At 69.7% G+C, this 19,903-nt stretch carries 24 protein-coding genes and 1 tRNA gene; 11 read left to right on the top strand and 14 right to left on the bottom strand.

The features are described 5' to 3' along the window. Positions 1 to 9 precede the first annotated feature (9 nt). Positions 10 to 573 carry a hypothetical protein gene (locus JOE59_RS16440; protein WP_204462346.1) on the top strand — a complete coding sequence of 188 codons (564 nt, stop codon included), beginning with the start codon at positions 10 to 12 and terminating at the stop codon, positions 571 to 573. Positions 574 to 748: 175 nt separating this feature from the next. Beyond that, a complete protein-coding gene (locus JOE59_RS16435; protein ID WP_204462345.1) occupies positions 749 to 2,155 on the top strand; it encodes an MFS transporter in 1,407 nt (468 codons plus the stop codon). 3 nt (positions 2,156 to 2,158) lie between these two features. Here JOE59_RS16435 and JOE59_RS16430 read toward each other — a convergent pair whose 3' ends face one another. Both JOE59_RS16430 and JOE59_RS18885 read right to left on the bottom strand, forming a co-directional pair. Then, complete coding sequence (locus tag JOE59_RS16430) at positions 2,159 to 2,803, bottom strand: TetR/AcrR family transcriptional regulator (protein WP_204462344.1); 645 nt, start codon at positions 2,801 to 2,803, stop codon at positions 2,159 to 2,161. A gap of 107 nt (positions 2,804 to 2,910) precedes the next feature. After that, positions 2,911 to 3,189: a MarR family winged helix-turn-helix transcriptional regulator gene (locus JOE59_RS18885; RefSeq protein ID WP_234980824.1), complete on the bottom strand. Its 279-nt coding sequence runs from the start codon at positions 3,187 to 3,189 to the stop codon at positions 2,911 to 2,913. Between the two features lie 9 nt (positions 3,190 to 3,198). Between JOE59_RS18885 and JOE59_RS18880 the strand changes: the two genes are divergently transcribed. Further along, positions 3,199 to 3,621, top strand: coding sequence for a hypothetical protein (locus JOE59_RS18880; RefSeq protein WP_239561250.1), 423 nt, complete (start codon positions 3,199 to 3,201; stop codon positions 3,619 to 3,621). Positions 3,622 to 3,829: 208 nt separating this feature from the next. Then, positions 3,830 to 4,561 (top strand): MarR family winged helix-turn-helix transcriptional regulator, encoded by a 732-nt coding sequence (locus tag JOE59_RS19015; RefSeq protein WP_204462342.1) that lies wholly within the window; start codon positions 3,830 to 3,832, stop codon positions 4,559 to 4,561. Positions 4,562 to 4,638: 77 nt separating this feature from the next. Here the strand turns inward: JOE59_RS19015 and JOE59_RS16415 are convergent, their stop codons facing one another. From JOE59_RS16415 to JOE59_RS16400, 4 genes are all read right to left on the bottom strand, one after another. Continuing rightward, positions 4,639 to 5,439 (bottom strand): ABC transporter permease, encoded by an 801-nt coding sequence (locus JOE59_RS16415; RefSeq protein WP_179551541.1) that lies wholly within the window; start codon positions 5,437 to 5,439, stop codon positions 4,639 to 4,641. A 9-nt stretch (positions 5,440 to 5,448) separates the two neighbouring features. Next, entirely contained in the window at positions 5,449 to 6,348 is a 900-nt protein-coding gene (locus tag JOE59_RS16410; protein WP_218889904.1) for an ABC transporter permease, read from the bottom strand. An 85-nt stretch (positions 6,349 to 6,433) separates the two neighbouring features. Further along, a complete protein-coding gene (locus tag JOE59_RS16405) occupies positions 6,434 to 7,615 on the bottom strand; it encodes an ABC transporter substrate-binding protein (RefSeq protein ID WP_179551542.1) in 1,182 nt (393 codons plus the stop codon). Positions 7,616 to 7,676: 61 nt separating this feature from the next. Next, a complete protein-coding gene (locus JOE59_RS16400) occupies positions 7,677 to 8,726 on the bottom strand; it encodes an ABC transporter ATP-binding protein (protein WP_204462340.1) in 1,050 nt (349 codons plus the stop codon). Positions 8,727 to 8,866: 140 nt separating this feature from the next. Between JOE59_RS16400 and JOE59_RS16395 the strand changes: the two genes are divergently transcribed. Both JOE59_RS16395 and JOE59_RS16390 read left to right on the top strand, forming a co-directional pair. Next, positions 8,867 to 9,661, top strand: coding sequence for a FadR/GntR family transcriptional regulator (locus JOE59_RS16395; RefSeq protein WP_204462338.1), 795 nt, complete (start codon positions 8,867 to 8,869; stop codon positions 9,659 to 9,661). 4 nt (positions 9,662 to 9,665) lie between these two features. Continuing rightward, the gene (locus tag JOE59_RS16390) at positions 9,666 to 10,454 is read left to right on the top strand and encodes a PDC sensor domain-containing protein (RefSeq protein ID WP_204462335.1); all 789 of its coding nucleotides are present in this window, start codon (positions 9,666 to 9,668) and stop codon (positions 10,452 to 10,454) included. Between the two features lie 31 nt (positions 10,455 to 10,485). On the opposite strand, the gene JOE59_RS16385 is transcribed toward JOE59_RS16390, so the two are convergent. Beyond that, entirely contained in the window at positions 10,486 to 11,145 is a 660-nt protein-coding gene (locus JOE59_RS16385; RefSeq protein WP_204462333.1) for a TetR/AcrR family transcriptional regulator, read from the bottom strand. Positions 11,146 to 11,211: 66 nt separating this feature from the next. Here JOE59_RS16385 and JOE59_RS16380 point away from each other — a divergent pair, with 66 nt between their 5' ends. Next, the gene (locus JOE59_RS16380; protein WP_204462331.1) at positions 11,212 to 12,114 is read left to right on the top strand and encodes an alpha/beta hydrolase family protein; all 903 of its coding nucleotides are present in this window, start codon (positions 11,212 to 11,214) and stop codon (positions 12,112 to 12,114) included. 53 nt (positions 12,115 to 12,167) lie between these two features. On the opposite strand, the gene JOE59_RS16375 is transcribed toward JOE59_RS16380, so the two are convergent. Further along, on the bottom strand, positions 12,168 to 12,731 hold the full coding sequence (locus tag JOE59_RS16375; protein ID WP_204462329.1) for a TetR/AcrR family transcriptional regulator: 564 nt from the start codon (positions 12,729 to 12,731) through the stop codon (positions 12,168 to 12,170). A gap of 69 nt (positions 12,732 to 12,800) precedes the next feature. On the opposite strand from JOE59_RS16375, the gene JOE59_RS16370 reads away from it, so the two are divergent. Then, the gene (locus JOE59_RS16370; protein ID WP_204462327.1) at positions 12,801 to 13,193 is read left to right on the top strand and encodes a DUF4267 domain-containing protein; all 393 of its coding nucleotides are present in this window, start codon (positions 12,801 to 12,803) and stop codon (positions 13,191 to 13,193) included. A 12-nt stretch (positions 13,194 to 13,205) separates the two neighbouring features. Here the strand turns inward: JOE59_RS16370 and dcd are convergent, their stop codons facing one another. After that, positions 13,206 to 13,811, bottom strand: a complete 606-nt coding sequence (gene dcd, locus JOE59_RS16365) for a dCTP deaminase (RefSeq protein WP_056007332.1) — start codon at positions 13,809 to 13,811, stop codon at positions 13,206 to 13,208. Positions 13,812 to 13,891: 80 nt separating this feature from the next. On the opposite strand from dcd, the gene JOE59_RS16360 reads away from it, so the two are divergent. Further along, positions 13,892 to 13,965 (top strand) — tRNA-Gly (locus JOE59_RS16360). A 15-nt stretch (positions 13,966 to 13,980) separates the two neighbouring features. Here the strand turns inward: JOE59_RS16360 and JOE59_RS16355 are convergent. Both JOE59_RS16355 and JOE59_RS16350 read right to left on the bottom strand, forming a co-directional pair. Next, positions 13,981 to 14,598: a hypothetical protein gene (locus tag JOE59_RS16355; protein ID WP_204462325.1), complete on the bottom strand. Its 618-nt coding sequence runs from the start codon at positions 14,596 to 14,598 to the stop codon at positions 13,981 to 13,983. A gap of 89 nt (positions 14,599 to 14,687) precedes the next feature. Continuing rightward, positions 14,688 to 15,668, bottom strand: a complete 981-nt coding sequence (locus JOE59_RS16350; protein WP_204462318.1) for an alpha/beta fold hydrolase — start codon at positions 15,666 to 15,668, stop codon at positions 14,688 to 14,690. Between the two features lie 30 nt (positions 15,669 to 15,698). Here JOE59_RS16350 and JOE59_RS16345 point away from each other — a divergent pair, with 30 nt between their 5' ends. Beyond that, positions 15,699 to 15,887 (top strand): hypothetical protein, encoded by a 189-nt coding sequence (locus JOE59_RS16345; protein ID WP_204462316.1) that lies wholly within the window; start codon positions 15,699 to 15,701, stop codon positions 15,885 to 15,887. Positions 15,888 to 16,291: 404 nt separating this feature from the next. After that, the gene (locus tag JOE59_RS16340; RefSeq protein WP_204462314.1) at positions 16,292 to 16,996 is read left to right on the top strand and encodes an SOS response-associated peptidase; all 705 of its coding nucleotides are present in this window, start codon (positions 16,292 to 16,294) and stop codon (positions 16,994 to 16,996) included. A 4-nt stretch (positions 16,997 to 17,000) separates the two neighbouring features. Here JOE59_RS16340 and JOE59_RS16335 read toward each other — a convergent pair whose 3' ends face one another. The 3 genes from JOE59_RS16335 to JOE59_RS16325 all read right to left on the bottom strand — a co-directional run bounded on the left by JOE59_RS16335 (position 17,001) and on the right by JOE59_RS16325 (position 19,882). Then, a complete protein-coding gene (locus JOE59_RS16335; RefSeq protein ID WP_204462312.1) occupies positions 17,001 to 17,396 on the bottom strand; it encodes an SHOCT domain-containing protein in 396 nt (131 codons plus the stop codon). 132 nt (positions 17,397 to 17,528) lie between these two features. Then, positions 17,529 to 18,317, bottom strand: coding sequence for a DUF2306 domain-containing protein (locus tag JOE59_RS16330; protein ID WP_204462310.1), 789 nt, complete (start codon positions 18,315 to 18,317; stop codon positions 17,529 to 17,531). An 83-nt stretch (positions 18,318 to 18,400) separates the two neighbouring features. Further along, complete coding sequence (locus tag JOE59_RS16325) at positions 18,401 to 19,882, bottom strand: DUF2252 domain-containing protein (RefSeq protein WP_204462308.1); 1,482 nt, start codon at positions 19,880 to 19,882, stop codon at positions 18,401 to 18,403. Positions 19,883 to 19,903: the final 21 nt, after the last annotated feature.

Here is a 19,903-nt window from a genome sequence, read left to right as displayed (position 1 = left end):
CTCTGGATCATGGCATCTCGAACCGAAATCCTCGCGGCGATCGCCGCCGGCGCACTCGCCCTCGTCCTGACCGGGTGCGGCGCGAGCGCACCCGAAACCTCCGCCTCCGGCGCCGCCGCAGAGACCGTGGCGAGCGTCGAACCGTCGGCACCTGCGGCCGAGACGCCGGTCGACCCTCCGGCCGCCGGGCCGAGCTGCGACACCGTGTTCACCGACGCCGAGTACACGCGCCTCGCCGAAGACGGTCTCAGCCTCAAGGAGGAGGACCCGTACCTGCTCGGCCCCGTCATGGAGCGCATGGCCGACGAGGGCGCACTCATCTGCGTGTGGACGAAGCCGAACAGCGATGTCTCGGTCTGGTATGCGCGACTCGAGGTGGGAGACCAGGGCCAGGCCTGGCTCGACGAGCTTCAGGCCGAAGGCTGGCTCGAGGACACCCACCAGGGCGACGGCAGCTACCAGGCCCCGGCAGACTACGACGCGAACTACCAGCCCTCGGTGATGCTCCAATCCGGCGTGCTGCACTTCGGCAGCTACAACCCGATCCTCCGAGAGGTGCTCGAACTGCAGTAGCCGACTCACGGCTCGCGGCCGCTCAGGCCGCGAGCCGTGAGCGGTGGGGTGCGATGCAGCGATACAGTGCCCACGGGTCGATGAGGACCCCGGCTCGTGCGAGCGTGCCGACCGGGCAACGCCCGGCGGCGGCATCCGCCACCCGCTGTTCACCTGAGAGAACGAGACTGCAGCCATGACCGACCCCGACGCGCCGCGCTCGCCCGAAGCGCCCCGCAACTTCCCGCCGTCGCATCTCACCCCTGCCGACGGCGCCGCGGCGACGATCGGCGTCGCGACCGGGCAGGTCGAGGCGGTGGCCGAGGCCGGCGCCCGCAAAGGCCGCATCTTCGCGTGGGGCCTCTGGGACTGGGGATCGGCGGCGTTCAACGCGGTCGTCACGACGTTCGTGTTCACGGTCTACCTCACGAGCGAGTCGTTCGGACCGAAGGGCACCGTCGAGGCGCAGCTCGGCTGGGCGCTCGCGATCGCCGGCCTGCTCATCGCGCTGCTCGCACCGATCACCGGTCAGCGCTCCGACACGAGCGGTCGCCGCAAGTTCTGGCTCGCGGTCAACACCTACATCGTCGTGGCCATCACCGTCGCGATGTTCTTCGTGCAGCCCGGCCCCGAGTACCTGATGCTCGGCCTGTTCCTGGTGGCCGCCGGCAACGTCTTCTTCGAGTTCGCGGGCGTCAACTACAACGCGATGCTCGTGCAGGTCTCGACGCCGCGCTCGATCGGCAAGGTCTCGGGGTTCGGCTGGGGCATGGGCTACGTCGGCGGCATCGTGCTGCTGCTCGTCGTCTACTTCGGCTTCATCCAGCCCGAGGTCGGCCTCTTCGGCGTCACCGGCGACAACGGCATGGACGTGCGCGTGACGATGCTCGTCTCCGCCCTGTGGTTCGGCCTGTTCGCCCTGCCCGTGCTCTTCGCGGTGCCCGAGTACCGCAACCCCGCCGCCGTCGAGCGCGAGAAGATCGGCTTCTTCGCCTCGTACGCCCGCCTCGGCCGCGACATCAAGCGGCTCTGGAAGGAGCAGCGCAACACGGTCTGGTTCCTGCTGGCGAGCGCGGTGTTCCGCGACGGGCTCGCGGGCGTCTTCACGTTCGGCGGCGTGCTCGCGGCATCCGTCTTCGGGTTCTCGGCCGGCGAGGTCATCATCTTCGCGATCGCGGCCAACGTCGTCGCGGGCATCTCGACGATCGCGGTCGGCGCGCTCGACGACAAGCTCGGCGCGAAGCCCGTGATCATGGCAGCCCTCATCGGGCTGGTGGTGAGCGGGCTGCTCGTCTTCTTCCTGCACGACGGCGGCCAGATCGTGTTCTGGACCGCGGGGCTCGCGCTCTGCCTCTTCGTCGGCCCGGCCCAGTCGGCGAGCCGCACGTTCCTCGCCCGGCTGATCCCCGCCGGCCGCGAGGGCGAGGTCTTCGGCCTCTACGCGACGACCGGACGCGCGGTGAGCTTCCTCGCGCCGACCGCCTTCGCGCTCTTCGTCACGATCGGCGGCGAGCCGTACTACGGCATCCTCGGCATCGTGCTCGTGATCGCGCTGGGCCTCGGGCTGCTCATCCCCGTGAAGGCGAACGCGCCGACGAGGTAGCGATCAGTCGCCCGCCCGCGCACGCAGGCGGGCGACGATCTCGTCGAGCATGCGGCTCACGATGCGGGTCATGTCGACGGCGTCGGGGTTCAGGAGCCACTGCACCTGCAGGCCGTCCATGACGGCGATCAGGGCGGAGGCCGAGTCGGAGAGGTCGTCGGGATCGGTGTTGCCGGTCACCTCGCCGAGCACGCCCGCGATCTTCTCGCGCAGCACGTCGAGGCGCACCTGGAAGTACTCGTGCGCCGGATGCCCGTCGGTGACCGACTCCCCCGAGAGCACGGAGTAGGCCTGCACGACGCCGCGGCGGTGCGTGTTCTCCTCGACCGTGTCGACGAGGTGCTGCAGGAACGCCGGGCCCTCGGTCTGCGCTCGGGCCGGCACGCCGGCGACCTCCTCGCCGTCGCGGTACTTCAGCATCGCGACGAGCAGCCCCTCCTTGCTGCCGAAGTGGTGCAGCACGCCGGCGTGGGTCATGCCGGCCTGCTCGGCCACCTCGACGAGCGCGCCCTTGTTGTACCCGCGAGCGCCGAAGACGTTCATCGCGGCCTTCAGCACGGCTTCGCGGCGCTCGGTGGTGCGGGCCTGCGGGCGAAGGGCGCGCTCGGCGGCCGGCTTGCCGCGCACGTCGTCATGGGCTGTGGCCACGGGGTTCCCTCCTGTGCGGATGCCTCGCAGCCCCGCGTCTCGCTCGATTGCAGCATTCCACGGCGGAGCCGGCGCTGCACGCGCTCTGATGCGCCGACTGGCCGCGCCTAGTCGCGCGGCCAGTCGGCGATGAAGCGGGAGAGCAGGCGTGCGAACTCGGCGGTCTCCTCGGGGGTGAACGCGGCGAGCGCGGTCTCGACGGCCCCGCGGCGCGTGTCGCGCGCGCTCTCGAGGAGCTTCCGGCCGGAGGCCGTGAGCACGAGGGCGCTGCGGCGGGCATCGGATGGGTCCGCCTCGCGGCGCACATGCCCCGCCTCGACGGCCGCCTGCACGAGCCGGCTCGCCCGCGGCTGATCGACGCCGATCGCCTCGGCGAGCTCGCTCACCGACGGCGGGTGCTCCGCACCCTCGAGGGCATCGAGCAGGCGGAAGCGAGCCGCGTGTGCGAGCGCGTGCCGGCCGGGGCCGCCACCCGGGCCGCGGCCGCGACCTCGGCCGCCCCAGCCCTCCGGGCCTCCGCGCCCGCCACCGCGGCGGCCTCGATGACCGTCGTGCTCGGCGTTCTCGTCGTGCTCGTCGTGCTCGTCGTGCTCGTGGGGATCGTGGTCGGGGTGCCGGGGGCGCTCCCCCGACCAGGGCCCGCCGTGCCCGTGCCCGTGCCCGTGGTCGCCGCCGTGCCCGTCATGGCCCTCCTGGCCGAAGTGCTCGGCCCGCCGCTGCAGCCGCCGCCGCTCCTGGTCGCGCCGCATCGTGACGAGGGCCTGCTCGATCGACGTGATCGGGTCGTTCGGGGCGGAGCCCGCGGCATCCGACCCTGAGTGTTCTCCGGGAGGGACTTGACTCGATGCGTTCATGTATGTCAGTGTACATATGCATGCTACAGTGCATGCAATTGATCGGGTGCTCCACCCGGGTCGCAGCGAACGCCGACTGAGGCGACGCCGCCCGAGCGCACCCGCCCCCTGCGGGCGAGCCTCCAGCGCCGCCTGCGACACCGACGCGCTCCGCGTCACGAAAGGAACACCCATGACCACCCCCGACAACACTCAGAACACCGACGACAACTCCGCGAGCCCCCGCCCCTTCGGCTTCTGGCTCCGGGTCATCGACCGCCGCCTCGACGAGGCCATGCGCGACCTCTTCGCCGAAGAGGGCATCACGCGGCGCGACTGGCGCCGACTCAACCTGATCGCCGGCACCGTCGCCGACCCCCGCATGAGCGAGAAGCTCGCAGCGCACCCCGAGCGCGTCGAGCCCCTCGTCGGCCGCGGCTGGGTCGAGGGCGAGCCCGGCGCCTGGCGCCTGACCGAGGCCGGTGAGGCCGCCCGCGCATCACTGCACGAGCGCGTCGCAACACTCCGCGCGAAGGTCGCCGGGGCCGTCAGCCCCGAGGACTTCGCCACGACCATGGCCTCGCTCGAGGCGATCGCCGGCGAGCTCGGCTGGGTCGAAGGCGAGCGGATGCCGCGTCGACACCACCGCGGCTTCGGCCGGCGCCATGGCGGCGAAGGCTTCAGTCGACGCCACGACGGCGAGGGCCACGGCGAGGGCCACGGCCGACGCCATGGCGACTGGCACGGTCGCGGCCACGGCGAGGGCCACGGCCCGTGCGGCCACGGCCACGGCGCTTCCCGCAACGACGTGCATGTCCACGTGCACGTGCACGGCGATGCCGGTCAGCACGGCCACCCGCACGAGCGCGGTGACCACGGGCGGGGCGGGCACGACCGCCACGGCCACGGCCGCAACCGCGGCTGATCGATCGACCGATCCACACCACGAGGGACCCGCCACCGGCGGGTCCCTCGTCTGCTGCGACATCCGTTCGTTCGCCCTCAGCGCTTCTCGGCCTCCGACCCCGAGAGTCGCTGCGCGATGTAGATCGGGATGATCGAGACGAGCACGAGCACGACCGCGATCACCGAGACGATCGGCGCCTGGTTCGGCCGGAACATGTTGTTCAGGATGAAGATGGGCAGCGTCGTCACCCCCGAGCCCGCCGTGAACGTCGTCACGATGATCTCGTCGAACGAGAGCGCGAAGGCGAGCAGGCCGCCGGCGAGCAGCGCAGAGCGCAGCTGCGGGAAGGTCACGAGCCGGAACGTCGTCCACACCCCGGCCCCGAGGTCGGCGGAGGCCTCCTCGAGGTTCGTGCCCTGTCGGCGGAGCCGCGCGATCACGTTGTTGAACACCGTGACGATGCAGAAGGTCGCGTGCGCGATCACGACGGTCCAGATCGAGAGCGGCACCCCCATGATCGTGCGGAAGAAGTTGTTGAGCGCGATACCGGTGATGATGCCGGGCAGTGCGATCGGCAGGATGACGAGCAGGCTGATCGCCTCGCGCCCGAAGAACTCGAAGCGCTGCAGGGCGAGCGAGATGAGCGTGCCCAGCACGAGCGAGATGATCGTCGCGATGATCGCGATCTGCACGCTCGTCGCGACCGCCTCCATGGCGCCGGCACTCTGGAATGCGCGGCCCCACCACTCGAGCGTGAAGCCGGGCGGCGGCCAGGTCAGCGACGTCGACGTCGAGAACGAGTTCACGAGCACGACGAAGAGCGGCACGTAGACGACCAGCAGGATCACGCCGGTCACGATGCCGAGCGTCGTGCGTGAGAGTCGGGAGAGTCGCATCCGTCGCCCCTAGAGGTTGTCGAGCGCGCCGGTGCGACGCACGAGGAAGAGGTAGCCGAAGATGATCACGATCGGGATGAGCGCGATCGCCGAGGCGAGGGGCAGGTTGTTCGCCGCGCCGACGTTCGTGTAGACGAGGTTTCCGAGCATCTGGTTCGCGCCGCCGACGATGTTCACCGTGATGTAGTCGCCGAGCGAGAGCGCGAAGCTGAAGATCGTGCCCGCGATGATCGCCGGAAGCACGAGCGGGAAGACCACGAGCCGCAGCGTCGGCCAGGTGCGCCCGCCGAGATCGGAGGAGGCCTCGAGCAACGAGTCGGGCACCCGCTCGAGCCCCGCGTAGATCGGGAGGATCACGTAGGGCAGCCACAGGTAGGACAGCGTGATGATGGTCGCGGGCAGCCCGTAGCCGGGTGTGCTGCCGCCGAACGGCGCGAGCAGCCACTCGAGGATGCCGTCCTGCGAGAGCACCGAGCGCCACGCATAGGCCTTCACGAGGTAGCTCGCCCACAGCGGCGTCAGCACCGCGATGAGCAGGATCCGCTGCATCCGCGGGGTCGCCACCTTCGCCATGAAGAATGCGATCGGCAGCGCGAGTGCCACGTCGATGAGGGTCACCGCGAGCGCGACGCCCAAGGTGCGCAGCGTCACCGTCTGGTAGAGCGAGCCGGTGACGACCTCGATGATGTTGTCGAGGGTCCACTCCTGGGTGATCTCGCCCGTGAAGCTGTCGACCGACCAGAACGCCGTGACGAGCAGCAGCACGAGGGCGACGATGTAGACGATGCCGAGCCAGAACAGCGGGGCGCTGAGCAGCAGCCCGAGCCGGGCGCGGGGGTGCGTGCTGAGGAAGACGGAGACCCGGCGGGCCGGGGTCTCCCTCGGGCGGGGCACGGTCGCGTGCGTCAAATGCGTGTCCTGTCAGGTCGAATGAGCGGATGCCGCGGGCCGGGGGATCCCTTGCGAGGTCTCCCTCGGCCCGCGGTGGGCGGGGTCAGCCCTTGATCTCCTGCCACGCCTGCGTCCACGCGGCGTAGTCGGTGCACTTCACGTCGGTGCGCCCGTCGAGGCACTCCTCGATCGGGGTCGACCAGTACCAGATCTGCGATGCGTAGTCGGCGTCGCCGGCGTGGTACGCCTCGCAGTCCTCGCGGTACTCGCAGGCCTCGTCGCTCGAGGGGGCCTCGCCGAAGTACGACGTGGCCGCCGCGTTCGCCTCAGGGCTCGCGATGTAGTCGAGCCAGGCGTAGGCGCAGTTCGGGTTCTTCGACTCCGACGCGATCATCCAGGTGTCGGACCATCCGGTCGTGCCCTCTTCGGGCAGCACGACGTCGGTCGGGACGCCCTCGCTCTCGAGCACGTTCTCGATGACCTGCCAGCTCGTGCCGACGACGGTGTCGCCGGTCGTGAAGGCCTGGATCTCCTTGAGGTAGTCGGACCAGTACTCGCCGATGTTCTCGCGCTGCTGCTTCAGCAGATCGACCGCTGCGGCGAGTTGCTCCTCATCGAGGGAGTAGGGGTTCTCGATGCCGAGCTCGGGGTTGTGCGCCATGAGGTAGACCGCGGCATCCGCGATGTAGATCGGCGAGTCGTAGGCCGTCACCTGGCCGGCGTACTCGCTCGAGCCGTCGAACACGACGTCCCACGAGGTGGGCGCGGTCGGGAAGACCTCGGTGTTGTACATGAGCAGGTTCGCGCCGTAGCCGTGGGGCACGCCGTAGGCCACACCGTCGACCGAGTTCCACGCCTGGTCCTTGAGGAACGGGTAGATGTTCTCGTAGTTCGGAATGAGGTCGGTGTTGACGGGTGCGACGTCGCCCGCGGCGACGAGGCGGAGGGAGGCGTCGCCCGATGCGGAGACCACGTCGTAGTCGCCGGTCTTCATGAGGTTCAGCGCCTCATCGGAGGTGCCGAAGGTCTTGGTGGTGACCTCGCAACCGGTGTCCTCCTCGAAGGGCGTGACCCAGTCGACGGCAGGGTCGTTCGTGCCGTCCTCGACGTAGCCGGGCCAGGCGAGCAGCGAGACCTGACCCTCCATCTCGCCGAGTTCGGTGGCGGCCTCGCCGCCGCCGTCACCGCCTCCCGACGTCGTGCCGCAGGCGGTGAGCATCGCGATCGAGGCGATCGCGAGGCCCACGGTCGCGCCGCGGCGTGCCGTGTGCGTGGTGCGCTTCATGGTTCTCTCCTCTTCCTGGTGTGCTGTGTGGTGCCGAGTGGTGCTGGTCGCTGGTGGTGTCTCAGCCGGAGATGCCCGGCAGCACCTCGATGCCGAGGGGCACGACGTCGTCGTCATGCCACGAGACGACCACGCGGTCGCCGCGCTCGTCGTCGTGCAGGCGGCCCCGGTCGTTCTGCTCGAGCACGGTGACCCGGGTGCCGTCGTCGAGGTCGACGACGAGACGCACACCACTGCCGAGGTAGATGGCCTCGACGATGGTGCCGGGAACGTCGACGACCCCGGGTTGGTGGAGGCCGGCACTGGAGACCGTCATCTTCTCGGGGCGCACGGAGTGATGGCCGTCGCGGCCGAGGATCGTGCGCGACCGCTCGGTGTCGAAGAGGTTCGAGGTGCCGACGAAGTCGGCGACGAAGCGCGATGCGGGGCGCTCGTACAGCTCGGCCGGGGTGCCGAGCTGCTCGATGCGGCCGTCGTTGAACACGGCGATGCGGTCGGAGAGGGTGAGTGCCTCCTCCTGGTCGTGCGTGACGAAGATGAAGGTGATGCCGAGCTCGCGCTGGATCTGCTTCAGCTCGACCTGCATCTGCTCGCGGAGCTTGAGGTCGAGGGCGCCGAGGGGCTCGTCGAGCAGCAGCACTTTCGGCTGCACGACGGTGGCCCGCGCGAGGGCGACGCGCTGGCGCTGCCCGCCCGAGAGCTGCGAGGGCTTGCGGCCGGCCATCTGCTCGAGTCGCACGGAGGCGAGGGCCCGGAGCGCCCGCTCGTTCCGCTCCTTGCGCCCGAGGCCGCGCACGCGAAGCCCGTAGGCGACGTTGTCGAGCACGCTCATGTGCGGGAACAGCGCGTAGTCCTGGAACACCGTGTTCACGTCGCGGTCGAACGGCGCCCGCTTCGTGACATCCTGCCCGAAGAGCTCGACCGTGCCGCCCGTCGGCTGCTCGAAGCCGGCGATGAGCCGCAGCACCGTGGTCTTGCCCGACCCGGAGGGCCCGAGCATCGAGAAGAACTCGCCGGCGCCGATCTCGAGGTCGACGTGATCGACCGCGGTGACCGCGCCGAACTCCTTGGTGAGTGCGGTGAGGCGGATGGCCGGCTGCGTGTCGGTCATGGACATCTCCTTCGATGCGACCTCAAACATCTGAAACCAGATGTTCGTCTGTCCAGAATCATATGACTCCAGATGTAAATGTCCATACCCCCGTGTTACGGTCATGTCACGGATTCGCCGAGACAGACGCGGGAGGTCGGATGCCGCAGGCCACCAGCCGCTCCGATGCGACGCGCGCGGTCGTGTTCTCGCCCCTCGAAGGCGCCGGTCGCGCAGAGCTCGTCGAGCAGCGACTGACGGATGCGATCGTCGCAGGCGTGCTGCGCGACGGCGAGCGACTGCCCAGCGAGTCGGAGCTCGCGAAGAGCCTCGGCGTCGCCGTCGTCACCGCCCGCGAGGCGCTCGTCGCCCTCCGCGACAAGGGGCTCGTGCTCACCCGGCGCGGGCGCGACGGCGGCAGCTTCGTGACCCACGACCGCGACGCCTCGATGCGCATGATCGACGCGCGCGTGCGAGCCCTCAGCCGCATCGAGCTTCGCGACCTCTCGCTGCACTACGCCGCGATCGCCGGCATGGCGGCAGAGGTCGCGGCCGACCGTGCGAGCGATGACGACCTCGCGAGCCTCGTCGAGATCGACGCGCGCGCCGACCTCGGCTCCGCCGGCGGCGCCCGGCGTGCGGTGGGTCGCTTCCAGCTCGAGATCGCTGCGGTGAGCCAGTCGCCGCGGCTGGTGCACGAAGAGCTCCGCCTGCAGGCGGAATCCGGACCGCTGCTCTGGCTGTGCCTGCGCGAACAGGCGTATCGTGACCGCAGTAGGCAGGCACGGGTCGAGGTGATCGAGTCGATCCGCGGCGTCGACCCGGCACGCGCCCGACGTGCGACGACCGAACACATCGCATCCGCCACAGAGTGGCTCATCGACGAGAAGGCCCGGCTCGAGTCCCCCGAGCAGGGTCAGCAACCGGCACCGCGTGCCGAAGACCGGAGAGGCTGAGGCCATGACCGCCACCGTCGTCAACGCTGCCGACACCATCGCCCACCGCATCGCCGCGACGATCGACCCGCTGTTCGCACTGATCGACACCTGGCGCGACGCGCTCGAAGCGCACCTCGCGGAGGTCGCCGAGCCGAACGCCGCCGACCTCGACCCCGTGATCTCGGCGCTCGTCCGCCCCGCACTCGACGACTCGAGCGGCCTCATCACGGGTGCCGGCTTCGTGGCCGCGCCCGGCTTCCTGCCCGACGCACCCTGGCACCTCGCCTGGTGGCTGAGCGGCACGAACACCTTCCGCGCCGCCGCCGACGGAGGAGTGCGCCGGCTCGAGGCCGAGAGCGACCCCGACGCCGAGCAGTTCCGCGACTACACGACGCTCGAGTGGTGGCGCACCCCCGCCCGCACCGGCACCCGCCACCTCACCGGCCCCTATGTCGACTACCTCTGCACCGACGACTACACGGTCACGATCACCACGCCCGTGACGGTCGACGGCGAGATGGCCGGGGTCGTGGGCACCGATGCCTACGTCGCCCGCATCGAGCAGGAGCTGCTGCCGGTGCTGCGCGAGTCGGGGCATCCGTGCACGCTCGTGAACGCCTCGGGGCGCATCGTCGCATCGACCGATTCACGGCACGCGACGGGCGCCCTGCTCCGGATCGAAGGGCTCGCGTCCGTGCTCGCACCGCTGCACGAGCACCAGGGCCAGGCCGCGGCGGGGGTGCTGTCCGGCGGCCAGTTCGTCGTGCCGTGCGGCGACACGACCCTCGCCCTCGTGTTCGCGACCGCCTGATCGGCCGTCGAGGTCACCCGCGACGAGATCGTCAGGCGGCGAGGTCGTCGACGTCGGCGAGCCGCGCGACGAGCGCGTCATCCGCCCCGGCGGCGCGCAGGCGCGCAACGAGGGCGCGGCGCGCGAAGACATAGGGCTGGTTCGAGTCGCCCATCACCGAACGGGTGTTGGCGGCGTCGAGCAGCGCGGTCGCCTCGAAGGCGAACTGCTCAGGGTCCTCGTCGGCGCCGACCTCTCCCTGAGCGACGGCGTATCGAAACGATGCGGCGAGGTAGTTGCTCCAGTCGGTGAGCGCCATGGCGAGCGCGTCGCGCACGGGCCCCGGCTTCGCGTCGAACTCGGCTGCCGTCGCGGCGAAGAAGCATCCGCCCGTGAACACGCGGTCGCGAGAGTACGCGATCCAGCCGTCGAGCAGCGCGACGATTCGGCGGATGCCTCGCGGCTCGTCGCGTGCCGGCTCGATGACGCTCGCGACGAAACGCAGGCGGGCCGCTTCGACAGCGGCGAGCTGCAGGCGCTCCTTCGTGCCGAAGAGGGTGGCGACGCCGCTCTTGCTGACCCGGGCCGCGTCGGCGAGGTGGCCGATCGACAGGCCGTCGAGACCCTCGACCGATGCGAGGTCGACGGCGTGGTCGAGCACGAGGCGCCGCGATGCGTCGCCTCTGACCCGTCGCCCGTCGGTCTCGTTCATCTCTTGATTGTACGCACGATCGTTCGTATAGTGTGCGTACGACCGTTCGTATTGTGAGGAGCACCCATGTCCGCAGCGTCCGCCATCGCCACCGGAGTGCGCGCCGCGGCGCGCGTCTCCCCCGACCTCGGCGCGGCCCTCGCGCTCCCGCTCTTCCGGCGCGTCGGCAAGCGCGCACCCGTCGTCGCCACCGACCTCGCGACCCACCGCGCCGCCCGTCGCGGCACCGTGCGCATCCCGGGCATCCGCGGCACGGGCGTCGATGTCGTCACCTACGAGTGGGGGGCGGGTGAGCGCACCGTACTGCTCGCGCATGGTTGGCAGTCGCGCGCCAGCATGTTCGCCCCGCTCGTTCGCGAGCTCCGCAGCGAGGGGTTCCGGGTGCTCGCGTTCGACGGGCCGGCGAACGGCGACTCGCCCGGTCGCCATACGTACGTCGTCGACCACCTCGATGTCATCAACGAGTTGACCCGGCGCGAAGGAGCGTGGCATGCGATCGTCGGGCACTCGTTCGGTTCACTCGCCGCGCTCATGGCCGTGCACGAGGGAGTCCCGGCGACCCGGGTCGTCGGCATCGCCAGCGCAGCCGACCCGCGTGTCTTCGTCGACGGCTTCGGCACGATGCTCGGCCTCGACACCCCCACTCGCGACGCCCTCGCCGCGCGGTACGCCGCCCACGACTTCAGCGGGCGGCCCGACCCCTTCGAGCGCTATTCAGCCGTGCGGCATCCGCTGCCCGCCGGCACGCCACTGCTGCTCGTGCACGACCGAGGCGACCTGCGCATCCCGTTCAGCGAATCGGAGCGACTGGCCGCGGCGAACGGCGGGCGAGCCCGGCTGCTCGCGACGGCGGGACTCAGTCACAACCGGGTGCTGAGGGCCGACAGCACACTCGACGCGGTGATGGAGTTCCTGCTCGCGAGCGACGTGTCGCTCGCCGAGTCCGAGGCGACACGGGCGACCGCGTGACGGTCGACGGAGCTCGATGACGCCCGCCCGCTGACCGCCGCCCGCTGACGCGGTCAGCTCGTGATGAGGGCGAGCAGCACCGCCAGGCGATCCTCGCCGTCACCCGGAATGCGTCGGGTGCGCTGCAGCATCGTCAGGCCGTGCAGGCTCGCCCACAGCACCTCGGCGAGCGTGTCGGGCTGCTCGGTGAATGGCGCGACCGCGGCGCGGATCTCGGAGAAGCCCGCGACCAGTTGCGGCAGTGTGCTCGCGTCGGCGAATGCGAGACCGGAGCCGCGCACGAACATCGCGTCGTACATGGCGGGATGCGCCGCGGCGTAGCCGAGATAGGCGCGGCTGAGCGCCTCGAGCGCCGCCGCGGGGCGGGATTCGCTCGCGCGAGCCTGCGCGAGCGCTTCGGCGATCTCACCGAAGCCCTCGACCGCGACCGCGTCGATCACCGCATCCATCGACTCGAAGTGCGAGTAGATGACCGGCTGCGTGTAGTCGATCGCATCGGCGAGCCTGCGCGACGTCACCGCTTGCCAGCCTTCGGCCTCGGCGAACTCCCTCGCGGCCGCGAGGATCGCGCCCCGCCGCTGCTCGCGTCGCCGTGCCATGCGTTCACTCGTTGCCACGATCCGACACTAGCGCTCGGTCGAAAGGAATGCTAGCGTCGCAATAAATCTTTCATCGAAAGGAATCACATGGATCTCGCACAGTTCACCCCGGCGACCTGGATCGGCGCCTCCCTCGCGCTCGTCGTCGCCGCGGGCATCATCTGGGTCGGCATCTCGTACATCGTCTCGCCGACGGCCACCTCGCAGGGCTTCGGCTTCACGACTGAGATCACTCCCGAGGTGACGCCGTGGCAGCACATCAAGGGCCCGCGCGATATCGTCTCGGGGCTCGTCGTCGTGGCGATGCTCGTGTTCTTCGGGCCGGCGGCGGCGGCCGTCATCCTGCTCGTCGAAGCGCTCATCCCGATCGGCGACGCGCTCATGATCTTCCGCAACCACGGCCGACCGGCGGTCGCGCTCGGCGTCCACGCCTCGACGGCGACGGTGATGATCGTCGCCGCCGTACTGCTGTTCTTCTGAGAGCCCGAGAGCTCAGTCGCCGCGTGAGCCGGCGTCGGTGACACCGACATCCGTGCGGTGGAACTGGTGGAACGAGCGCGACGCCGTCGGCCCGCGCTGCCCCTGGTAGCGGTTCGCGTACTCGGCAGAACCGTACGGCCGCTCACTCGGCGACGACAGGCGGAAGAAGCACATCTGGCCGATCTTCATGCCCGGCCAGAGCTTGATCGGCAGGGTCGCCACGTTGCTCAGTTCGAGGGTGACATGCCCGGTGAAGCCCGGGTCGATGAATCCCGCGGTCGAGTGCGTGAGCAGGCCCAGCCGGCCGAGCGAGCTCTTGCCCTCGAGGCGGGCGGCCACGTCGTCGGGCAGCGTCACGGCCTCGTACGTCGAGGCGAGCACGAACTCGCCCGGGTGCAGGATGAACGCCTCGTCGGGCCGCACCTCGATGAGGTGGGTCAGCTCGGGCTGGTCTTCGGCCGGGTCGATGAACGGGTACTTGTGGTTGTCGAAGAGACGGAAGTACCGGTCGAGGCGCACATCGATCGACGAGGGCTGGATCATGCCCGGTTCGTACGGGTCGAGTCCGATGCGGTTCGCGTCGAGTTCGGCCCGGATGTCACGATCTGAGAGCAGCACGCTGCCAGCGTAGCAACGCACTTGCTAGGATGACTGACGTTGCCCCTGCAGCCGCTTCGACGGCCGACGGGATGCCGCATGCGGATGTAGTTCAATGGTAGAACTTCAGCTTCCCAAGCTGATAGCGCGGGTTCGATTCCCGTCATCCGCTCCACCGCTGGAAACCACGCTACGGCTGCAGTTCGCCGAAATAGATGAGGTCGCCCGACACCTCGTTCTGCACCGCGAACCGACCCCCGGCGACGGCAACGGTCGGTACCTGAATCGCGAATCGGCCAGTCGACGTCACTCCGGGCTTCATGGCCACCGTGGGGGTTCCGATCCAATCCTCCGTGAGGACCACGGTGCTGTCGTCGTCATTCCAGATGTCGTAGATCTGCCCGTCGGAGCCGACGAAGACGGGCTGCACGGACGTGGGCATTCCAGGCCGTCCTTCATCGGCATCGGTGATGTTCTCGTTCATCTCGGTGGTCATCCGGCCCGCCACGTACTGCCACCCGTCTTCGACCTGGTTGTCTGCGTTCTCGGCGATCACGGCTTCGGTGGCGTCAGCCTGAGGTTCTGTGATGGTGGCATCCCAGTAACTTGCGGGGGTCGTCCGCGCGTAGGTGCCGAAGGCGTAGGGCCTGCTCGCTGTCCCGTCGGGCGCCCTGTCTTCGACGATCTCGGGCGTGGGCGTGGGCTCCGCCGTGACTGCCGGTGTTTGCGCTTGCGGTTCAGGGCCGGCTTGGCAGCCGGTGAGCGCGAGGGCAAGAACGAGCGGCATGAGGAGGAGGCGACGGTTCATGCTGGGGAGCATATCGGCGACGGGCCGGGGCAACGGACGGCCCGTTGGGCCGAGAGCGCGGATTCGATTCCCGTCATCCGCTCCACGTGTCATCGGGCCGGCGAGCCGGCCGACCCACTCGCCGCCATCGAGAACGTGTCGAGGGCGGCCGTCAGCGCTGCGATGGAGTTCGACCCACCGTGGCCCTCGGTTTCGATGATGGTGAGGGTGCTCGCGGGCCAGTCGTGGTGGAGCCGCCAGGGAGTGATCGGCGGCCCACTGATATCGCGGCGTCCGTGCACGAGTGCTGCAGGGATGTGGGCGATGCGGTCGATGCGAGCGAAGATGGAACGATTCTCTGGAAGGAAGCCGTCGTTGCTCCAGTAGTGCGTGACGAGGGTGGCGAACGCTTCTCGCTCCGACGGGTCGGAATGCCCGGTTCCCCTGGCCTCGGGATGGTCGAGGGAGACGTGCACGCCCTCCCATGTGTCCCACGCTCGCGCGGCGGCTTCTCGTTCGCGCGCGTCATCGGAGGCCAGCCTGCGAGCGTAGGCGTCCACAACCCGCTCGCCTTCGAGCCGGCCCGAGGAACGTTCGAACGCCGCCCACTCCTCGGGGAAGACACGGCCCACCCCTTCGGTGATCCAATCGACTTCCTCGCGACTGGTGGTCGTCACCGCCATCAGGGCGAGAGCGCACACCCGTTGGGGATGCTCCTGCGCGTAGGCGAGCGCGAGGGTGGTTCCCCACGAGGCACCAGCAATGACCCATCGCTCGACGCCGAGGGTTTCGCGTACTGCTTCGATGTCTGCGATGAGCCGCTGCGTGGTGTGCGCGCCGAGGGTACTTCTGGCGTCGAGGATGTTCGGGAGACTCTTCCCGCTGCCGCGTTGGTCGATGCCGATCAACCGATACCGGTTCGGATCGAACATGCTGCGGAACCAACCGTTCCCCAGTGATCCGCCGGGGCCACCGTGGAGCCAGAGGGCGGGTGTACCGGCTGCAGAGCCCGACTCCTCCCAGTAGATGGACGCGCCTCCGGCGCCATCGACGAACCCGGTCGTGTGCGGAGCGGGGTGCGAGTGAGTCATCGGCCCAACCTACCCAGGCCTGTTCCTGCGTTGCGTGCATCGGTCACCACGAGCCGCGGAACCGAGGAGCGGCATCTGGTCGGCGCCTCGGGCCGTCGCCTCCGCACGCGCACCACGGCATGGCAGAAGGTCGGAATCATCGCTGCGGCGGCCCTCGCACTGTCGGCGGCGCTCTACTGGATCGGAATGGTCGCCACGGCGATGTTCGCCGCAGCCTGACCGTCGAGGGACTGGCGCCGCCAATCGCGATGAACGTGCGACATCCGCGACACGGCATCCGCACCCGCGCGCGCCTACCCCCCAAAGGGGGTGGTTCCAGTGATAGCCTCGAGCCACCATCACGGGCGGCGGCGACTGCGATTCGGGTTCGCAGCCTCCTCACTACCGGTCGTGGTGGACGGACGGAGAGCAGGAGGGGGCCAACCGCTCTTCGCCCCTGAGTGACGCGTGCGCTCGTGCGTGCGCCATCGGTGCGACCGCGACCCTACCCGCGTAGGTCATCGATGGCCGGGCTGGTGAGACCCCTTCACCGGCCCGGCGGCCCCATCCCCGCCCCGCTCAGCCCCGCCCTCCAGCCGGCGCCCGCTCTGGTCCGTGTCGGCGGCCGGGTGCAGACTGGCAGCATGTGCGGACGATTCGCGAACGACGCCAAGATCGACGAGCTGATCCAGGAGTTCGTCGCCGAGGGCGGCGACTACCGCGACTGGCGGCCCCAGTTCTCCATCGCGCCGACCGAGGTCGTGCCCATCGTGCGCGAGCGCAAGAACAGCGAGACCGGCGAGGTTCGGCGTTCGGTCGACCCGGCGGTGTGGAACTTCCGGCCGTCGTTCATGAAGGAGTCGAAGCGCCCGCAGTTCAACACGCGCATCGAGACCGTCACCACCAACGGGTTGTGGAAGGGCGCGTTCGCGTCATCCCGCTGCCTCGTGCCGATGCGGGGCTATTACGAGTGGACCGGCGAACCCGGCAGCAAGCAGGCCTGGTTCCTGCACGGCGATCAGCCGCTGCTCGCCGCTGCCGGCATCTACACGGCACGCAAGGTCGGCGAGGAGTGGGAGGTCTCGACATCGATCATCACGCGCGAGGCTCGGGATGCCTCGGGCGAGGTGCACGATCGCATGCCCGTCTTCCTCGCCCGCGACGCATGGAACGACTACCTCGCACCGGTGAAGCTCGACGACGCCGGCAAGGCCGAGATGCTCGCACTCATGACCGCCGAGTCCGAGCGCGTCGCCGCGTCGATCTCGAACTACGAGGTCGACCGCCGGGTCAACAACTCGCGCGCCGTCGACCCGGCCGACCCGACGCTGATCGTGCCGCTCGGCTGAGGCGTCAGTACTTGCCGCCGAGCGCCTTGTTCTTCAGCGCCTCGAACTCGCCGTCGGTGATGAGCCCCTGCTCGCGCAGCGACTGCGCCTTCGCGATCTCCTCTGCCGGGTTCGCGAACGACATCTTCCGGATCTCGTCCTCCGAGTACTCCTCGTACTCCACCTGCTTGCGAGCCGAGCGCTCGGCCATGCCCTTGCCCCGGGCGATCAGGTAGACCAATGCCGTCACGAACGGCACGAAGACGAGGAAGATCACCCACAGGGCCTTGAACCAGCCGTTGAGCTTGTGGTCGCGGAAGATGTCGATCAGCACGTAGACGAGCACGAACAGGTAGGCGACGTAGGCGAACACCCAGAAGCAGAACCAGAACCAGTCCCAGATGCTGTTGAGGAAGAACATGGTGATCGCCTTTCGACCGTGCCGGCTTCGCCGACGCGCGGAGTCGGCGCCGTGCCGGCGCCGATGATGAATCTGTCGCCAACCTAGCGCAGGCGCGGCCGCACGCTACAGAAGCCACGCGCGGCCCGCGGATCAGACCGTCGTGGCGGGCTGCCGCGCCGCCGCCGGCAGCTCGTACGACGGAAGCCCGCGACGGCGGATCAGCCACTCGGCCACGATCAGGTTCGGGATCCAGCAGAGGAACGGCACCGCCGCATAGGCGTTCTCGAACGCGGCCTCGAACTCGAAGTCGCCGGGCAGCGCCTGCACGCCGAGCAGCACGCCGATCCAGAGCCGCAGCGTGACCGCCGCGTAGGTCAGGGCGAAGTTGCGCATCATCCAGGCGCGGTGGCTCGCGACATCCCCCGCCCTGATCGAGCGGTAGGCGCGCCAGCCGGTCACGATCCAGAGCACCGCGAGCGCGCCGAACCCGAAGAACCCCACGAGGCCGGCCGAGTTGAAGGGTGCCATGACGAGCCCGGCGACGCCGGCGATCAGCACGGCGACGAGGTAGCCGCGCCCGGTCCATCGATGCACACGCGGATGCCGCACGCGCAGTCCGCGCCAGAACTGCAGCGGGCCGACGATGAGGGCGACCCCGCCCGCGACGATGTGCGCGTAGAACGCGAGCTGCACGAACCCGGGCTGACGGTCGTAATTGGGGGCGAGGCCTGCACCGTCATCGGAGAGCGCCGACAGTGACGCGGTGAGATAGGGCACGACGGCGTAGACGGCGATCGCGAGCGACGACAGCAGCACCCACGTCCATGCGGCTCGCGTCGCGACCGAGCCGCCGACGCGGGACGGCGGCTTCCCTCCTCCCGGCGCTCGCGGCGAGTCGGATGCGGATGCGGCTGCTGGGGTCCTGGTTCCGGTGCTCATGCGGCCCAGCATCGCGACCTGCGCGATGCGCCGTCATCGGGCGCTCCCCCGGATCCTGACGGGTGGAAACCCCCGAGTGCGAGCTACACCTCGGACGCCGCCTCCAGCCGACCCGATTCCACGGCCGCGACGAACGCTCGGTAGTCACGTTCGTTCTGGTCGGCGTACGCCACCGCGAAGTCGGCGATGGCCTCGTCGAAGCGGTCACTGCCACCGAGGTAACCGGCGATCGCGACCCGGTCGCCCGATCGGGCGTGGGCTCGCGCGAGCGTCTCGCCGCAGACCCGCGCATACAGCTTCGCGCCCGACGGCACGCTGGCCTCGATGTCGAACGAACCCTTCCAGTCGTGCAACTGGCGCAGATAGAAGTCGCGATCGACCCCGTCGTGGCCGGTGGCGCGCTGCCAGCCGAGGAAGATGTCGCTGGCCGCCTGCATCGTCCTCTGGCCGCGTACGACGCGTTCGCCGTGATGGTCGTACGCACTCGGTGCGAGGAAGCGCTCGAGCACCGATGCCTGCGCCTCCTTCGCCTGGAGCAGCAATGGATCGCCATCGTCACGGCCCCGCAACAGCACGATCCATGCCCTGGTGCCGACGCTGCCGACACCCACGACCTTGCGGGCCATGTGCAGGTAGGTGAACTCCTCGAGCGGATGTCTCGACAGCGGCAGCGTCGTGCGATAGTCGCGCAGCAGATCGCGCATCGCCAGCTCGTCGTCGGCGCGCGTGCGGCCGACCGGCGCGAGGTCTTCGACCGGCACGATGAGCGGCGGGTCCCCGGCGATGCGCAGCTCACCGTCGATGACGCGCACGAGCTTCGAGAAGGCCTTCATGCTGTCGCGGGTCCTCGCCTTCGCGAGGATCGAATCGGTGCGCTTGACCTGCTCCTTCTCGGCGTGGCCGGAGAGCCGCTCGGTACGCACCCACTCGGCGAGCGTGTCGGCATCGAGGCGGTCGTACCAGGCGTCGAGCACGCGGGACTCGGCCGCCCGATGCATCCGCTCGCGATAGCCGCGCACGGCCGCGATCGTCACCTCGCGGCGTTCGGCACCGGAGAAGCCGCGCGAGCGGCAGCCGATCTCGAAGCTCGCAGCGAGCCGCTTGAGGTCCCACTCCCATGGCCCCGGCAGCGTCTCGTCGAAGTCGTTGATGTCGAAGACGAGCTTGCGCTCGGGCGAGCCGAAGACGCCGAAGTTCGACAGGTGCGCGTCACCGCAGATCTGCACCGTGATGCCCGAGTCGGCCGTGCGCGCGAGGTCGGCCGCCATGATCAGCGCCGCCCCGCGGTAGAACGTGAACGGCGAGACCATCATGCGCGCGTGACGGATCGGGATGAGCTCGGGCACGCGGCTCGTCGCCTGTTCCTCGAGCAGCGCCACCGGGTCGGGTCGGTCGGCGGTCGGCGCCCAGTTCGCGTGGTCGGGGCGTGGCGAGCGCCGGCGCGCGGTGCGCCCCCACTCGGCCCGAGCCGCGAAGTCGGTCGGATCGGGCAGCGGTTCGGGCGGCGGCGCAGCGGCCCCGCGGGCCGTTCCGACGGCATCGGATGCCTCGTGGTGCGTGTTCATGGTGCTCCCCCGTTCCTCGTC

The organism is Agromyces cerinus (genome assembly GCF_016907835.1).
In the GTDB taxonomy this organism is placed as follows: domain Bacteria; phylum Actinomycetota; class Actinomycetes; order Actinomycetales; family Microbacteriaceae; genus Agromyces; species Agromyces nitratus.
The sequence above is the reverse complement of the archived record's forward strand: the minus strand, read 5'-3'. Positions and strand labels throughout refer to the sequence as shown.

Bases quoted from the DNA above. Each gene is read 5' to 3' on its own strand.
- JOE59_RS16440 (WP_204462346.1), top strand. From the start codon at position 10: ATGGCATCTCGAACCGAAATCCTCGCGGCGATCGCCGCCGGCGCACTC.
- JOE59_RS16435 (WP_204462345.1), top strand. From the start codon at position 749: ATGACCGACCCCGACGCGCCGCGCTCGCCCGAAGCGCCCCGCAACTTC.
- JOE59_RS19015 (WP_204462342.1), top strand. From the start codon at position 3,830: ATGACCACCCCCGACAACACTCAGAACACCGACGACAACTCCGCGAGC.
- JOE59_RS16415 (WP_179551541.1), bottom strand. From the start codon at position 5,439: ATGCGACTCTCCCGACTCTCACGCACGACGCTCGGCATCGTGACCGGC.
- JOE59_RS16405 (WP_179551542.1), bottom strand. From the start codon at position 7,615: ATGAAGCGCACCACGCACACGGCACGCCGCGGCGCGACCGTGGGCCTC.
- JOE59_RS16400 (WP_204462340.1), bottom strand. From the start codon at position 8,726: ATGACCGACACGCAGCCGGCCATCCGCCTCACCGCACTCACCAAGGAG.
- JOE59_RS16395 (WP_204462338.1), top strand. From the start codon at position 8,867: ATGCCGCAGGCCACCAGCCGCTCCGATGCGACGCGCGCGGTCGTGTTC.
- JOE59_RS16390 (WP_204462335.1), top strand. From the start codon at position 9,666: ATGACCGCCACCGTCGTCAACGCTGCCGACACCATCGCCCACCGCATC.
- JOE59_RS16385 (WP_204462333.1), bottom strand. From the start codon at position 11,145: ATGAACGAGACCGACGGGCGACGGGTCAGAGGCGACGCATCGCGGCGC.
- JOE59_RS16380 (WP_204462331.1), top strand. From the start codon at position 11,212: ATGTCCGCAGCGTCCGCCATCGCCACCGGAGTGCGCGCCGCGGCGCGC.
- JOE59_RS16370 (WP_204462327.1), top strand. From the start codon at position 12,801: ATGGATCTCGCACAGTTCACCCCGGCGACCTGGATCGGCGCCTCCCTC.
- JOE59_RS16355 (WP_204462325.1), bottom strand. From the start codon at position 14,598: ATGAACCGTCGCCTCCTCCTCATGCCGCTCGTTCTTGCCCTCGCGCTC.
- JOE59_RS16350 (WP_204462318.1), bottom strand. From the start codon at position 15,668: ATGACTCACTCGCACCCCGCTCCGCACACGACCGGGTTCGTCGATGGC.
- JOE59_RS16340 (WP_204462314.1), top strand. From the start codon at position 16,292: ATGTGCGGACGATTCGCGAACGACGCCAAGATCGACGAGCTGATCCAG.
- JOE59_RS16335 (WP_204462312.1), bottom strand. From the start codon at position 17,396: ATGTTCTTCCTCAACAGCATCTGGGACTGGTTCTGGTTCTGCTTCTGG.
- JOE59_RS16330 (WP_204462310.1), bottom strand. From the start codon at position 18,317: ATGAGCACCGGAACCAGGACCCCAGCAGCCGCATCCGCATCCGACTCG.
- JOE59_RS16325 (WP_204462308.1), bottom strand. From the start codon at position 19,882: ATGAACACGCACCACGAGGCATCCGATGCCGTCGGAACGGCCCGCGGG.